Source organism: Chitinophaga agrisoli, from assembly GCF_008386695.1.
Classification (GTDB): Bacteria; Bacteroidota; Bacteroidia; order Chitinophagales; family Chitinophagaceae; genus Chitinophaga; species Chitinophaga agrisoli.
The window spans coordinates 328,827-343,890 of sequence record NZ_VUOC01000003.1; the positions used below are offsets into that span (position 1 = coordinate 328,827).

A 15,064-nucleotide genomic window follows, 5' to 3' on the forward strand; every position below is an offset into this window, starting at 1 on the left:
CAGAGACTTATTATGCAACATTATTTGTTCTAGATATTTCAAATATCCACCTGTTTTAACTGAATTTTCTGTTACTACGGCGTTTTACCAGAATCACTCAACTTTAATCGCCCCGGTAGAACTGGGGTAGAACTGGAAAGGATAGGTAACCCGTGGCCATCACGAAAATTCCCTTCAAAATCTCCAACCTTGAAAAACTTATATTTCAACCAGAACGCTATGAAGTAGCAGACACCAAAACCCCTTCTTTAAGGATCGCTGTATATCCAAGCGGCGTTAAAACCTTCCTGCTTTACAAGAAGGTTAATAATGTCCCCCAGAAAATTAAAATAGGCCGTTTCCCCGACCTCTCTATTGAGCAGGCCACTAAAGAGGCAAAGCGCCTTTTGGCTAAGATTACACTAGGCCACAATCCACAAGAGGAGAAAAAGGCAGAGAAGTTAGAGATCACCTTTAATGAGCTATTAGAAATCTACTATCAACAGCATTCACTCTTATATAATAAGAACCCTACTCACAATAAGCGGATGATGGAAATCCATCTGGTTCCGATTTTTGGCAGATCCAAGGTGAAGAATATAACCCGTGAACAGATTTGTAAAATCCATACACAAATGGGTATTAATAGTGGGCATGGCGGAGCTAATCGGGTTATAAATGTCGTATCATCTATTTTCAATTTCGGGATACGGAATGGCTATGTTAAAGGAATTAATCCTTGTCTGGGATTAAGGAAATTTCCGTCATATAGTAGAGATCGTTTTCTTAGCACTGAGGAACTAAAATTATTTTTTGATGCTGTTGAACAGGAAGAAGAATTATTCCGGGATTTCTTCAAACTCCTGTTATTTACAGGAGCTAGAAAATCCAATGTCTTGTCGATGAAATGGGCGCATCTAGATTTCAACCTCAAACGCTGGCGCATTCCGGAAACACAGACGAAAAATAAGGATGTTAATATTGTTGTCCTTTCGCAATATGCCTTAGAAATTCTTAGCGGAAGGAGAGAGGCTAACTCCGAATTTGCGATTCCTTCCCAATACGTGTTTCCCGGAGAAAGCAAAGACGGTTATCTTAAAGACCCCAAGCGGGCATGGGAAAGGATTAAAAAACGAATGAAAATCATGGATATTCGAATGCACGATCTGCGCCGAACATTGGGTAGCTATATGGCTATTTCGGGTATCAGTCTACCAATCATCGGGAAAGCACTGAACCATAAAAGCCAAGTATCCACGGCAATTTATGCCCGTCTTTCGCAAAATCCTGTGGAAGATGCAATAAACATAGCAACAGCGCATATGCTATGATCCTAAGAACTACGTCCTAAACATTGGATATCCGCTCGAAAGAGCGGATATTTTAAATCCAAACTTCCATGTTAATATTTAATCTAGTTATTATCTCTGCGGGTAGACTAATATTGTTTTGGGGCCTTTGCCACCTACAACATAGAGGCGTATATAAATCTTACTATTTTTAATTGATGGAGTATCCCAGTTAAAGTAATCTTCATCAGAAAAGGTCAAAACGTGTTTTGAATAGCTTGGGATTGTGATATTGGCACAATCATCTGGAGAAAATATCTCTTTCAATACTTTTGTCCTCCAAAGCCTACGCCGTCCCCAAAATAGCTCATAATAATCTATCATAGCTGGCGTTTTGGAAGGGTTGGCAATTATGATCTGATTTTCATGTTGTGTTACCCCAAAGTAATAAGAGATAAGGAGGCGGTTGCGGTCTCTATATGTTTCAAAAATTTTTATTCCAAAAAGGACTGTCGATAGCACGGCGCCCCAAATGGACAATATGACTGGCAATGTCATTAGAAGTTATCTTTTGCGTGTTTTCTCTCTTCCTGGAGCTTAGATCAGATTAATATGCCTATGTCCATGCGGATCAATCCAATGGCTTTGTCCAAAGCTGCAAAATATTCCGTCTGCCTCTTTTGGGCAGCATTTTTCTTTCTCATTTCATCCTCATGGTATTTCACAAACTCAACCTCCTTGCCGTTGGTATGGGACAGAGCAGAATAAACACCAACAAGCCTCCTTCTTTCATCTTCATCTGTCGCCACTCTCTGCATGTCGTTTATAACGGACAGCATTTGTTCGCAGAGTATTTTTAAGCTGTGATATTTGCCCGACTGTGTGCGCAGGCTATTCATTTCGCTCAGAATCGTTTTGAGTTTTTGTCTAAGTTCTTCCATGGTGGCGATTGTTTTGGTCTGGGAAATTATGAATAAAAATTCAAATGTGATGCAAAGTTATAAAAGATGTGCCAACATACCCACAGCGAATATATTCTGATCATAAGGTCCAGCCTTATTGTCGGCTTTTGTCTCTACCGAAGCGCCAATGCATGCCGAATTGCAATTGCCTGCTTTTGACCTGCTTGAACGGTGCGGCCAGTATCAGGCTGTTGTCGGCGGTGAACACATCATCAAAGCCGTGCAAATACCGTAAGCTGAACCCGATACCTGGGCGCCGCATAGTATATTCCAGCCCGATCACGCCGAATACGGGATTTCTAGTCTTGAAATCCTTATCCGTGTCGGGGTAGCCGATCCTTGTTCCTAACCCTTCCCCTGCGGGTTCTACCGCGCTGGATGAAGCAAGAATATCCATCTTGGCACCGACACAGATCCCGAACCCTGACAGTTTGTATTTGAGCAGCACGGGGATTTCCCAATAATTGTTGGTGTAGATGAACGGGCGCGGCTGGCGTGATTGTGCGTCCATCAATTCCCACTGGACGCGGTTGTAGCCAATTTCAGGCTGGATTGCAAAATGCCGTGTAAGATTGATCTCGGCAAAGCCACCCACACTGAAGCCTATCCGTTCGCGTAGTTCATAAGGGCGGTAATCATCGGGCGGGTTCTGCAAGATAAGTTCCCCGCCTTTTAGGGGCGCATTCCCTGCCACGCGAAGCCCCGCATTGATGCTCTGCGCCTGAACAGGCGTAAAAAACGCAATGGCGATAGCCATGATCATGACACATGCCGCATGTCTTTTTTTGCAGCGCTTGGCAAATTGCTCTTTATCGGAGATAACAAGCTCTCCCTTTCTTTGGGATGCTTTCAGGTCGATACCGTATTCCGATTGAAATTTTCCGTGCAGGTCAATTCTAGCGCTTTTGTTTCTGCCTGTTTTCCAAGAACTGTATGTTGTCTGCGTAATACCAAGCCGTGTATAAATAGACCTGCCATAGACGCCAAGGGCTTTCTCTGCCTGTTTGATGGTTACTTGAAGTGTCATAGAATATTGGTTTTAAAACGGTGAATTGTTCTTATGCTGCCGTGTGTTCAGGAATAATCTGAAAGACGCTGCTGTCTAAAGAGGCCAAAGAAGGGGCTGACGGCAAGGTGGTGTACCACGCCTCAAACACATCCTTGTTGATGACGATGATCTTTCCTTCTTGCTGGGATTTATAGAGGTTGATACCAATGATGGCCTTGACGGCCTCATGGGCGTGGATATTCATCGTTTTTGATCGCCCTTTTCTCCAATTGTTGTAAGACGTCACGTAAAAGCCGCAGGCGTTATAAATCGGGCGGCTCCCGATATTGAAGGTTCCTTCAATGAGTTGCAAAATTTCGTGTAGTGGTGTCATGCTTTGATAGAGTTGGTTATTTAACGATGGAATTTGCGCAGGTCATGAACCCACTCTCTGAAGTCGTCGGCTTTTTCCTGCACGATTTTATAAATCATGTCGCGCTCGGCCTTGTTTATGCTCTTGGCGTGTTTCATCTTCCGATAGAAGGTTGGCGTGCTCCAATCGCACTCAGCCCCCATTGTGTCCCGAAAATCAAGGGCTAGTTTTGCCATGAATTTATAGACGATGTCTAAAATGTTCGGTTGGTCGGGGGGATTTGTTTTCTTCGCTTTCATAACAATCGTGTGGTTTTTATGATGATAAATAATTACGCTTGGGATGGTTCCGATAATTCGTAAATGCGGTGCAGGAGATGGCACACAGTATTGCGGTGCCATTTCGCGCCGTGTCCGCGATAGGTGGGAATGTGGCGGCGGTTGAGTTCTGCCGCCAATGCGCGGATCGTCCTAAATCCATGCGCCGCTAAATCCTGAATGATGGGGTTCATAGTGCGGGCGAAGGCGATGGCCGCCAGCTTGTTTTTTAGTGCAAGCGCCTTGCAGGCCTTACCCAGCTTGACACCGCGCCGTTTCGCCGCTTGCAGGGCGGCGCTGGTTCTTTTGCTGATGGCTATGCCCTCACGTTCAGCGCGAATGAAGTCTTCCAGTAAGTCCAGTTTCGTGGCCCACGGCTTATCTGCCGCAATCAAATTCAGCCTGCTATCTAGCAACCGTGCGCCAAACAATGCCTTGCGGGTCAGACGATCACATTTAGCAATGATCAAAGTCAATCCTGCTTTTAGGCAATGCCGTATCGCTTTTTTTAGGACGCGGCGATTGTTCTTTTTGCCGCTTTCCACCTCGAAGTATTCGCGTACAACCACTATAGCGCTGACGCGCAGTAATGCGTTGACATCGTATTGCTGGGCCTCAACCCCCAGACCGCTTTCTCCCTGTTCGTCTGTTGATACGCGATAATAGGTAACGGCTTGTTGCATGAGCGCCGCTCCTTCCTGTCCATCTATGAACCAAGGATTATTTTGCGCCTGAAAACATCAATATTCAATGCGGGTTTCATTTAAAACCAATTGATATGAGGCGGTTTCTAAAAAAGAAGAGGGAGCAAATAAGGCAGTTTTTGGCCACATATGAACCTTCCTTCGTATATGGCCAAATTTTTTTGTAAAACTTGGTTGCAATGTAATAATATGGGGGTCAGTGCTTAGCCTCGCTCTATATCAATATCTTTCTTTGGGTCGGAAGGCTGGCTTTTATGGGGACTGTTGGCTTTCCTGTCATTATCCTGCTTCAGCGTTTCATACTTCATTGCTGCGAATAGCCGGGCGGTAATTGATTTAACGCTATCTCCTATAGGTGGCGGTGCTGGGTTTTCCGGCTGCTGCTTTGATTTTTCATTATCATTAACAGCACGATCAAGATTGATCGTCCTTGCCTCTTCCACTAATTCTTGATCGATTACTGCTGAATATTCCAAGGGCTTCAATGGGCGCTTATTTTCATTGAATGTCTTGTTATGTTCGATATAGCCTTGCACCTGACTATAATATTGTCTTTCATAGTCGGCTTTTACGTTTAAATTGTCTTTCCACTTTTTTTCAAAATAATCGAACTGGTGGTAGTCCATTTGGATTATCTCATCGATCAATTCTTGCGGCATTTCATTCGCCATAGCGTCATTTTTTTGATTTGATTAAAATTGCATTCCCCATTGTTTGGAACCCCGCCGGATGGAGAAGGAGGAAGGGCGGCGTTAGCCCTTCCTCGGTTTATTTTTATCAAAAATCCAGAAATGGGCTGGTTCTGAAAAACAGGTGACTTCAAAATTTCAAGTTTTTGAATTTAAGTGCATCTTTTTATTAAAATAATACTCGTCCGCCTTATACCTTTCAGTATTGACATTCACCGAAATTGTCATTATATGTAAACGCATGAAAGGAACATGCTATGAAATTTGATAAGTTTTATGAGAATGGTAGACCCCTAACGCTGGCAACAATTCCAAATTATCTTGAAGCCTTCGATTTTCAAGATAAACCTCTTCCTGTTGGCCATGAAGCCCTTCAAGGTTATTCAGGGGGAACCAATGATGTAATTAATGAATTGAAGCGCCTCCTAATTAAACATCCTAATGTCGAGGAAACATTCAAGGAAGCTCTTTTGGAGCTCATAGAGAATCGTGACAAATTCAATGATGAACTAAGTGAGTTGTGGGATGACGACAATGGCGGGTATAAGGGACTTAGACCAGATTATTAACCTTATAAAGGAATAGAGTATTTATATAAATACGTAACATGCTTAAAATTAGTATCTTATTGGTTTATTTTTTAGAATTTGAAATCGTGAAGTCTTTTTTTTGAACAGAATGCAAAACATAATGATTTTTGCATGGGTTTACTGCTGATCTTCAAAACAGACATTGGTTGCCTTGATTGTATACATTCAGTTCGTTCATTTTTGATAAACTCAAAATTTCCAAAAAATGGGTAATGAAAAAGAAAAGAAAGCTATCAAATTAAGCGGAGAAGCACTTCGCCTGTATAAACAAATTACAACTTTTGTCATTGACGTAAAAACTATTCAAGGAACCATTCCTTTGAATAGCTCCAAAGTAGTCGTTAGAGATGATGTTTTGACAGAACTGCTAGGCTGTGAGCGGGGCAGTGCCAAAAACTACTGGGGAACAGAAGAAACGCATTCTTCATTTTCGGATAAAGCGATCCAGCTATTTAACAAGAATGTTGAGGCTTTCTTCGAACAGATACCACAGTTACAGGTAAAGCTAAATGACGAGCTGAAAGAAGCCCAAATTAGGCCAAAAGCTGGACATACCTCTTATACAGAGATAAAGAAGCAATTATCCATAGTTGATGAATTTCCAATTATAAAGGCCGCATACGAAAATTGGAAAAAGTTGCAATTCGGCATAGACGCATCTTTGCAGAATATTGAAATCTGTTTGGGTAATTTCTTTCGGGCAATTTCAGAGAGGGAGGCTGAGAAAATCTGGATCTTCATGTCCGATGATTTCAAAAGACGCTCTATTGGAGAACATAATAAAGAAAAGTACCGGGAAATTTTTGAAGCGGACACATTGCCGTCAAAAATATTTCTCGATCATATAACGGTTCTAAACCAGCACAAAATTGAGTGTATCGCTTCTTGTGAGATTAATGTCGGCAGACTGAAATCTCTCCAACAAGTGAAGTTTAAAGATCATGCCCTGGAGAATATTGGAGAGATTGGCTCTTTAGTGCAGAATGTCTTTAATCAAATGAAAGAACACGCGACTGAAGAGCAGAAAGAAATGATGCAACGTGTGAGCCTATCCTTTGATGCTGAAGGGGATAAATGGCGCTGGAGCGGCTTTCGCTTAAATAATTTGGATGTGGCTGACCTTGTGTTAGACCCCTTCAAAGAAGTAATCATCCGCATTTACGAGTTCTCCTTTGTCCAGATAAATGACACTTGGCTGGTTGATAATGTCCTTTTTCAAAGCGAAGCTCATGCGTCTGAAGAAGAGAAAGAATAGCTAATGCTATTCCCTAGTAGTAGCCCCGTAAGGCTTCTTTTTCACTCTTTGATTTTATTCAATTCGGTGCTTTACCCAAGGTAAAAGCCCCCACATTTTCCCCATAAAAAAATTGTCAAATTGACACTTATTACTTAAACGCTTTGCCACGGGCAAAGGTACTGGCCATGCCGTGCCTTGTGGTGAAATCCAGACATAAACAATCTTTTCTTAACAATCAAAAACAAGACAAATGAACAACGAGGATCGCAAAAAAATCGAACAAATCGCAAAGGACAATGGGTACCGTGTAAGTTCTGATGGCACGAAGATGATCAACGATCAGGGAAAGCAGATAAAGCCATCGGAAACGGGGAACAGCTATAACGCCAACGGCACCACCTATAATTCCGCCAGTGATCTGAAAAACAGCAAAAAGCTGTAACCTCTTTTTTCTCTCATTCGGGAATGGTCGTTCGTCATGAAGGACGGCCATTCTCCTAAAACCTTCACCAATGACAACGACACCATCTTTTGACCTTGATACGGTACTTTTTGAGTTTGCGGATAAACATGGGCGTTCTGAATGGACGATAAGGCAAGCTGTTGAACAGGTTTGCGTATTCGGCGCGTGTGGTGCCGGAAAAACGTCTTCCGTAGGCCGGGCACTGGCTCTGAAGTATTTATCTCACGGCTTTTCTGGACTTGTACTATGCGCCAAGGCAGAGGAAAAAGCGCTCTGGCAGGAGTATTGCCGCCAGACAAACAGGCTGGACGATCTCATCGTTATTGAACCGGGTGGCAAGCATCGTTTCAATTTTTTGGAATACGAATCCTCGCAACGTGTCGGCGGCATATCGATTACCCAGAACATTGTCCAAGTTTTAAAAACAGTCATAGCCAGTGATGCTAAAAACGGAGCGCATAAAAATGATGATGTTTTCTGGGAGAACGCTCAGGATATGCTTCTGACAAACGTAATTTCTCTTTGCAATTTGGCTTACGGCAAGGTTTTCTTGCGGAACTTATTCGATGTTATCAGCACAGCACCTAAGCGGGAACAAACCACAAATGACACCGGAAAGCCTACCAGCTTTGAGCAGGCTTTTACCGCCGCGCAAAAAAACGTCTATGCACAGATTGAACGCTTTGAGAAAGGACTATCCCCGGCGGAACGGGACAGGCTGAAAGATGAAGCGGCATTTGAAAGCGCCGTGCTGGATGCCCTGCCTGATGCGGCGCTCATGAAGCAAGTGGATCAGTTTTTCGCTGAAACCTTCAGGAATTTAAGCGAAAAGACCCGCTCAATAATTGAGTTTTCATTTTCCGGCTTTCTGTTCCGGTTGTTGCAGGAACCTGTTTATTCTCTCTTTTGCAAGGGTACGTCAACTGTTACGCCTGAAGATTGCCTGAACGGAAAAATTATCCTGTTAAACCTACCTGTAAAACACTACCACAAAGCAGGAAGGGATTGTCAAGTTTTGTTCAAGTATATCTGGCAGCGCGCCATGGAACGTAGGAATGTGGCGGAGAATAATCGTGTTTTGTTCCTGTACGCCGATGAAGCACAATTGTTTTTGCATCCGTATGACGCTGAATATCAGGCTACTGCAAGAAGCAGCAGGATCATAACAACATATCTAAGCCAGAATTTGCCAAACTATCACGCCAATATGGGCGGCGATCAATCGGAATACCGGGTTAAAAGCCTGCTCGGGACATTTGGCACCAAGTTCTTCTTGGCCAATGCGGATACACATACAAATAAATACGCAAGTGAGTTGATCGGCTCCGCTTACACAGAAGACCATACGCATTCTGTCTCCATGTCGGGAAAATTCTCATCGTCCCGCTCAAAATCCTACAAGCTGGAGCAAATGGTAAGGCCGGAGGAATTTGCCGGATTAAAGACAGGCGGCCCCCTGAACAATTTTGAGGTCGAATGCTATATGCACTGTCAAGGTAAACCCTTTGCAAGCGGCCTCAATTTCAACAAGGTTAAATTCAAACAGATTTAATAACCACAATCAAAACCATCAATCATGAAAAAGAGCCTCTATTTCCACGCCGTAGTACAGCCACAAAGCAAGCTGAAACGGCAAATCCTCAATTTTGTCATCGTGATTGCATCTTGCTTCCGCATTATCCCGGATGCCTTCCTTCGCCGTAATATGGGGGAAAGACACTTTGCAATCCTTCCGGCTTTTTTTGCGGCGGTCTTTATGCTGGTATTCCCTTATGTCGTCCATAGCGCTTTTACTTTTTTATACGCGCCGTCCTTCGGGCAAGGTGGAACGGGGTTTTGGCATAAGTTCGCAACCTGGTACGTGTTTACCTTCCTGTTTATCTATGAAGCCATCAGGCGTTTAATGGAAATCCGAAGAGAGCCGTCCGTTTACGACTTTGGACGCTACAGCCGCAGCACGGGTCAGATGCACCCGTTATTCCGCAAGATCACCATCGGCGGGTTTAAGCCAGACAAGCGGATGATCGAGACCTTTATCGAGCCTGCCGTTTTTCTCATTGCCGGGCTACTGCTGAAGTTCATGGGGCAACCTGTCGGCATGCTCCTTATTATTTGCAGCATCCTTTACAGCTTCAGCTATCTGGCTGCCTATGCAATTGGTGATGATTTCGTTCTGGATGTTATTGATGACGGTATGATGGTAGATGAAACGGAAGAAGCATTTGTCTACGATGAAGACAGCGACAAAACCAGAGGTGTTGAGTTCCACGCCCGTAAACCCTCACGCGTGGATTTGCGCCGTAGGCTTGCAGCGTCCTTTAATATCCGCAATGACGATGCCGCGCAGGCAATTTGATCCCTTAGCAGTGCTTTGCACGTCTACGGGCAGATGTCTGATGAAAAATAGCCTTCTGAACGTAACGCATGCAAAGCACTGCATCCCTTCCCGCTTTGATGTTTAATGGTGATATTTATTGCACCGATTTGCGGAAATCTCACCACCTGATTTGAACACGCGACTAAACATGCTTTATGATTCGTATGATCCCAAGCAGTTCGGAAAGCCAAGCAAAGGCGTACTTTTCGGACGTACTTTCTAAATCTGATTATTATATCAACGATCAGGAACTGCAAGGCCAGTTTCGTGGCCTTTTGGCTGAACGCCTTGGAATTGATAAGCCAGCCACGAAAGGAATTTTCTACTTATTGTGTGAAAACAAAAATCCGGTAACGGGCGGCTCCCTTACGCCCCGCACCAAAGAAGCGCGAATTGTCGGGTACGACATTAATTTCCACTGTCCTAAATCTCTTTCCATCCTGCATATGCTTGCCAAAGACAATCATATTATGGATGCTTTCCAGCAGAGCGTTTATGAAACCATGCGGGAAATAGAAGCTGAAAGCCGCACCCGTGTGCGAAAAAAAGGTGCCTATGATGATCGTGTGACCGCAGAGCTTGCATGGGCTGAATTTATTCACCAGACAGCCCGCCCGGTTGGATATGTACCTGACCCGCACCTGCACGCCCATTGCTTTGTTTTCAATGCCACATGGGACGCGCAGGAAAAAGAAATCAAGGCCGGGAAATTCAGGGACATCAAACGGGACATGCCTTATTTTCAGGCGCGCTTCCATAAACGCCTGTCAGATAAAATGATTGCTTTGGGCTATCGCGTGAGACGGACGGATCATTCGTTTGAAATCGAAGGCGTACCGCAAGCGGCTATCGATCACTTTTCCAAACGCACAAATGAAATCGGCCAGATTGCCAAAGAAAAAGGTATCACGGATGCCAAAGAACTTGCTGAATTGGGTGCCCGTACCCGTAGAAAAAAGCAAAAAAAGGGCTTGGGCATGGATGTATTAAAAACGGAGTGGAAAAAGCAAATACGCCTGCTTAATGGAGATAAGAACCTCGACCAAGGCCAATCGATACGCTTTGCTACGGTGAAGGAAACGCAAACACCGCAGCCGGAGCAAAGCGTCGATTATGCCTTGCGTCATTGTTTTGAACGGGCTTCCGTCAAACCGGACAGGCGTATCCTTGAACATGCCTATCGTCACGCCATCGGAAGCCCCGGCGTTTCACTCGACACTATTACGGATTGCTTTTTGCGGGATGACCGCTTGCTCCATGTTAAACAAGGCAGTCAGACATTTACCACGACAAAAGAGGTTTTAACTGAAGAAAAGCGGATGGTTGAGCTGGCACGGGATGGAAGGGGCAAATTTGCCCCTCTCTATCCGCAGGAAGTCCCGGATATCAAACTGGATGCGCAGCAATCCAAAGCCGTGAGGCATGTACTCACCACAAAAAATCTTATCTCCATTATTCGCGGGGCTGCCGGCACCGGCAAAACGAAACTTATGCAGCAGGCCGTCGCCCTTATCGGAAAAATTGGGAAAAAGGTCATTGTTGTCGCTCCTACTATAGAAGCCTCCCACGGTGTTCTAAAAGAGGATGGTTTCAAGGATGCGGAAACCGTCGCTAAACTTTTGTCGTCTCCCGGCTTACAAAATTCGCTCAATGGGCAAGTCCTGTGGGTGGATGAGGCTGGAATGCTTGGGACAAAAGATATGACAGCGCTGATTGAATTGGCGACCAAGAAAAACGCCCGCCTTATCTTGGGCGGCGACACCCGCCAGCATTCCGCCGTTGTTCGCGGGGATGCCTTGCGTATCCTGAATACAGTGGGCGGCATAAAAGCGGCAGAGGTAGAAAAGATTTACCGCCAGAAAAATGAATACTACCGTGCAGCCGTTGAAGACCTTTCCAAAGGTGCAATTGGTGATGCTTTTGAAAAACTGGAAAGTATGGGATCGATCAAGAATGTCGATCTTCTCAACCCGCATGAAGCACTGGTCAATGATTACACGGATGCGCTTAAAAGAAAGAAATCCGCTTTGGTTATTTCCCCCACGCATAAGCATGGGGATGCGGTCACGGCAGAAATTCGTAAAAAGCTGCGGCAGCTTGGCCTTATCGGAAAAAAGGAAATCACGGTCAAGTGGTTGGTTAATCTTAATCTGACGCAAGCCGATAAAGAAGATTGGCGCAGTTTTCGGGACGGTCATGTTATCCAGTTCAATCAGCATGTAGCGGGTGGCAAGCGGGGGAGTGTCTGGGCTGTAAAATCAACCAGTGACCGGGATGTGATTATTCAGGACACGGAAGGGAAAACAATGTCCCTGCCCCGTGACAAGGCCAGCCGTTTTGATGTTTACCGGAAAACAGAAATAGGAATATCCACGGGTGACAGTGTAAAAATCACACGCGACAGCCTCGATGAAAAAAAGAAGCGGCTTAATAACGGCATGACCTTCGATGTCGTGGCTATTGATAAAAAGGGAAATATCATCCTACGGAATAAGCGCAGCAAGGCAACCTATAGCCTGAAAGCGGATTTCGGGCATATGACCCATGCGCATTGTATTACGTCCCATGCCTCACAAGGGAAAACCGTGGATGAAGTGTTTATTGCACAACCTGCCTCCACGTTTCCGGCCACGGATTTAAAGCAGTTTTATGTTTCCGTATCGCGCGGCAAGCATAACGTATCGATTTATACCGATGATAAGGCGGCGCTTCTGGAACACGCCTCCAACATGCGGGACAGGTATTCCGCACTGGAACTGCTATCCGGCGAAACGGTGCATGAACAGCACATAGCACTAAAGCAAAGAAACGACTATGCGTCACCCGGCAAGGACAAAGCTGTAACCAAAGATCATCTGAAAAACATGGCTACTAAAGACAAGGATTATGAGCCAGAGCTTTAGGTTTAAATATGACCAGATGCGTGAGGGTGATCCAACCCAGCAAAATAAATCTTCCGAAAATGATTCCTACTCAATGGAAAGCCATGTCCGGAATGTTTGTTTTGTCTGGCTGGATGGAAGGCGGGTTTTCCTGAATTACGGCTATCTGGTTTCAGGTGACTATGACCCGGTGGAAGGCAGGATTGTTTTGGCCTTTACCTCTCATGTCCTCACCCTGACAGGCATTCATCTGGAGAGCCTGTTTTATGAGTTCATGCAGCATGTGCCGCGCCAGATTATTTGTACTGATCCCCGTTATAACGCAACGGTTGAAAGGAACACACCAACCGTAAATGAAATTATCATTGTGCCTGTATGACCTATGACAACATAACACCGAATATCAGCCTCACGATTGAGGAAATCGACACGCTGGCCGATTTCAAGCATTTGCTGCTGGAACAGAAGCTCGCCTTGATTTCGTTTATCCACGACTTGTGCCTGACATTGTATCATTCTTTTCGGAGTAACAATGAGTAATATTGACTACTTCAAACGATTTATTCCTAAAAGCAATAACGAGGAAAAGCCAAACTATGAGGTTTGGTCTTATACCCGTGTGAGTTCCAAGGATCAGTTTGACCGGAATTCCAGCGTAATAAATCAAATAAATGCTAACCGGGAATATGCATCAAAAAACAACTATCACATTACCGAAGAATTCGGTGGTACGTATGAATCGGCAAAAACGATTTTACGAGGGCTGAATTTAAACGCCTGATTGACAAGGTAAGAGGAAGCCGGAAAAAGGTGTATGCCATTATCGTGTACAAAATGTCCCGCTTCAGCCGCTCCGGCGGCAACGCTATAGGTCTTGTGAACATGCTGGTGGAAGAAATGGGCGTGCATCTGATTGAAACGTGCTCCGGCCTTTCTACTACCACAGAGCGCGGAAAGATGGCCATTTATGAGAGCCTTTTCCACGCCAGTAAAGAGAACCTCGAACGTAAAGAGATTATTATTCCGTTTATGAAAGCCCATTTACGGGAAGGCAAGCGGTTTGGGATTTGCCCCGTGGGGTACGATCATTACGGGCCGCGCGTCCGGAATGACAAATTTATAAGCCGTACCCAAAGGATTGAGATAAACAAAGATGGCAAACTGCTGAAAGAAGCATGGAAATGGAAAGTATCCGGTCACTATAGTGATGTGCAAATATTGGCGAAGCTCGAAGCCAGAGGGCTGCGCCTCTTGCCCCAAAAGCTATCTAAAATATGGCGCAATCCTTTCTACTGTGGCGTGCTGATTTCAAAGATGATTGAGGAGCCTGTGCAGGGCAATTGGCCGAAAATTGTGAGCCATGAGGATTTTATAAAGGTTCAGCAAATGCTGGAAGGCAACCCCTCCGGCTATCAGCATAAAAAAGATGAAGAAATGCGCCCCCTCACCCGTCACTTGAAATGCGCATGCTGCAAAGGTTATATGATCGGATATATCAACCGCATTAAGAGTTTGCACTATTATCGCTGTCGGCATTGTAAGGGGGTAAGCGTCAACGCTCAAACGACTAAACATGCGAGACGCAAAGGCGCTAATGACCTATTCCTTGATTTCTTGGATAATTTCAGTGTTGCCCCTGCGGTGGTTCCATTGGTGAAGCTGCAACTGACAAAAATGTTTGATCATTTTAATCAAGATCAGACGAATGATGATACACTCAAAACCCAGCTTTCCGATTTGGAAAAGAAACGGCGGAACCTGCAAATTCGTCATGGTCTGGGGGAAATAGACAAAGAAACCTATGATCTTACAATTGAGCATTTGAATGAACAAATGCAGGCTGTAAGCAAAGAATTGGATAAGGAAATTCCGAAGGTGCCTAACCTCGACAAATTACTCGAACATTCGCTTGGGAAATTGGGGAAACTGCGGCAGATATGGACTTCCAGCGATTTGGAGAATAAAAGGCGCTTGCAAAAAATCATCTTCCCTGCCGGTATTTTTTACGATGCGAAAAACCACCTGTGTCTAACCGATAAAATAAATGAGTTCGTTCATGCAGCGTCGCTGCTGTCGCAGGTTTCAGGGGAAAAAGAAAACGGGAACTTCCAAGATTTCCTTGAAAATTCCCGTTCTGTAGCGAGATCGAGAGTTGAACTCGAGACCTCAGGGTTATGAATCCTGCGCTCTAACCGCCTGAGCTACCTCGCCATA

Annotated in this window: 17 protein-coding genes and 1 tRNA gene; 10 read left to right on the top strand and 8 right to left on the bottom strand. The window is 44.7% G+C overall.

Annotation, left to right across the window (positions count from 1 at the left end; translation table 11 throughout):
• Positions 1-152 precede the first annotated feature (152 nt).
• A complete protein-coding gene (locus tag F0L74_RS16630) occupies positions 153-1,310 on the top strand; it encodes a tyrosine-type recombinase/integrase (RefSeq protein ID WP_149839033.1) in 1,158 nt (385 codons plus the stop codon).
• 90 nt (positions 1,311-1,400) lie between these two features.
• On the opposite strand, the gene F0L74_RS16635 is transcribed toward F0L74_RS16630, so the two are convergent.
• From F0L74_RS16635 to F0L74_RS16665, 7 genes are all read right to left on the bottom strand, one after another.
• Positions 1,401-1,826 carry a hypothetical protein gene (locus F0L74_RS16635; RefSeq protein ID WP_149839034.1) on the bottom strand — a complete coding sequence of 142 codons (426 nt, stop codon included), beginning with the start codon at positions 1,824-1,826 and terminating at the stop codon, positions 1,401-1,403.
• A gap of 44 nt (positions 1,827-1,870) precedes the next feature.
• Positions 1,871-2,209, bottom strand: coding sequence for a hypothetical protein (locus F0L74_RS16640; RefSeq protein ID WP_149839035.1), 339 nt, complete (start codon positions 2,207-2,209; stop codon positions 1,871-1,873).
• Between the two features lie 115 nt (positions 2,210-2,324).
• Positions 2,325-3,257 carry a porin family protein gene (locus tag F0L74_RS16645; RefSeq protein ID WP_149839036.1) on the bottom strand — a complete coding sequence of 311 codons (933 nt, stop codon included), beginning with the start codon at positions 3,255-3,257 and terminating at the stop codon, positions 2,325-2,327.
• Between the two features lie 31 nt (positions 3,258-3,288).
• Positions 3,289-3,612 (bottom strand): hypothetical protein, encoded by a 324-nt coding sequence (locus tag F0L74_RS16650; RefSeq protein ID WP_149839037.1) that lies wholly within the window; start codon positions 3,610-3,612, stop codon positions 3,289-3,291.
• A 20-nt stretch (positions 3,613-3,632) separates the two neighbouring features.
• A complete protein-coding gene (locus F0L74_RS16655) occupies positions 3,633-3,890 on the bottom strand; it encodes a hypothetical protein (RefSeq protein ID WP_149839038.1) in 258 nt (85 codons plus the stop codon).
• A gap of 32 nt (positions 3,891-3,922) precedes the next feature.
• On the bottom strand, positions 3,923-4,591 hold the full coding sequence (locus F0L74_RS16660) for a recombinase family protein (protein WP_149839039.1): 669 nt from the start codon (positions 4,589-4,591) through the stop codon (positions 3,923-3,925).
• A 224-nt stretch (positions 4,592-4,815) separates the two neighbouring features.
• Positions 4,816-5,283, bottom strand: a complete 468-nt coding sequence (locus tag F0L74_RS16665; protein WP_149839040.1) for a hypothetical protein — start codon at positions 5,281-5,283, stop codon at positions 4,816-4,818.
• 275 nt (positions 5,284-5,558) lie between these two features.
• On the opposite strand from F0L74_RS16665, the gene F0L74_RS16670 reads away from it, so the two are divergent.
• The 9 genes from F0L74_RS16670 to F0L74_RS34135 all read left to right on the top strand — a co-directional run bounded on the left by F0L74_RS16670 (position 5,559) and on the right by F0L74_RS34135 (position 15,028).
• A complete protein-coding gene (locus F0L74_RS16670) occupies positions 5,559-5,870 on the top strand; it encodes a hypothetical protein (protein ID WP_149839041.1) in 312 nt (103 codons plus the stop codon).
• A gap of 226 nt (positions 5,871-6,096) precedes the next feature.
• Complete coding sequence (locus F0L74_RS16675) at positions 6,097-7,146, top strand: hypothetical protein (protein WP_149839042.1); 1,050 nt, start codon at positions 6,097-6,099, stop codon at positions 7,144-7,146.
• A 232-nt stretch (positions 7,147-7,378) separates the two neighbouring features.
• Positions 7,379-7,570 (top strand): hypothetical protein, encoded by a 192-nt coding sequence (locus F0L74_RS16680; protein WP_149839043.1) that lies wholly within the window; start codon positions 7,379-7,381, stop codon positions 7,568-7,570.
• Positions 7,571-7,640: 70 nt separating this feature from the next.
• A complete protein-coding gene (locus F0L74_RS16685) occupies positions 7,641-9,143 on the top strand; it encodes a type IV secretory system conjugative DNA transfer family protein (protein ID WP_149839044.1) in 1,503 nt (500 codons plus the stop codon).
• Positions 9,144-9,167: 24 nt separating this feature from the next.
• Entirely contained in the window at positions 9,168-9,947 is a 780-nt protein-coding gene (locus tag F0L74_RS16690; protein WP_149839045.1) for a hypothetical protein, read from the top strand.
• A 176-nt stretch (positions 9,948-10,123) separates the two neighbouring features.
• Positions 10,124-12,871, top strand: coding sequence for a MobF family relaxase (mobF, locus tag F0L74_RS16695; RefSeq protein ID WP_149839046.1), 2,748 nt, complete (start codon positions 10,124-10,126; stop codon positions 12,869-12,871).
• The gene (locus F0L74_RS16700; RefSeq protein ID WP_149839047.1) at positions 12,855-13,229 is read left to right on the top strand and encodes a hypothetical protein; all 375 of its coding nucleotides are present in this window, start codon (positions 12,855-12,857) and stop codon (positions 13,227-13,229) included. Before mobF ends, F0L74_RS16700 begins: the two co-directional genes overlap by 17 nt.
• A gap of 153 nt (positions 13,230-13,382) precedes the next feature.
• Positions 13,383-13,631, top strand: a complete 249-nt coding sequence (locus F0L74_RS16705; RefSeq protein WP_149839048.1) for a recombinase family protein — start codon at positions 13,383-13,385, stop codon at positions 13,629-13,631.
• 29 nt (positions 13,632-13,660) lie between these two features.
• Positions 13,661-15,028: a recombinase family protein gene (locus tag F0L74_RS34135; RefSeq protein WP_438502956.1), complete on the top strand. Its 1,368-nt coding sequence runs from the start codon at positions 13,661-13,663 to the stop codon at positions 15,026-15,028.
• Here the strand turns inward: F0L74_RS34135 and F0L74_RS16715 are convergent.
• Positions 14,988-15,061: transfer RNA gene (locus tag F0L74_RS16715), tRNA-Met, on the bottom strand. The two genes, F0L74_RS34135 and F0L74_RS16715, sit on opposite strands and share 41 nt — an antisense overlap.
• Positions 15,062-15,064: the final 3 nt, after the last annotated feature.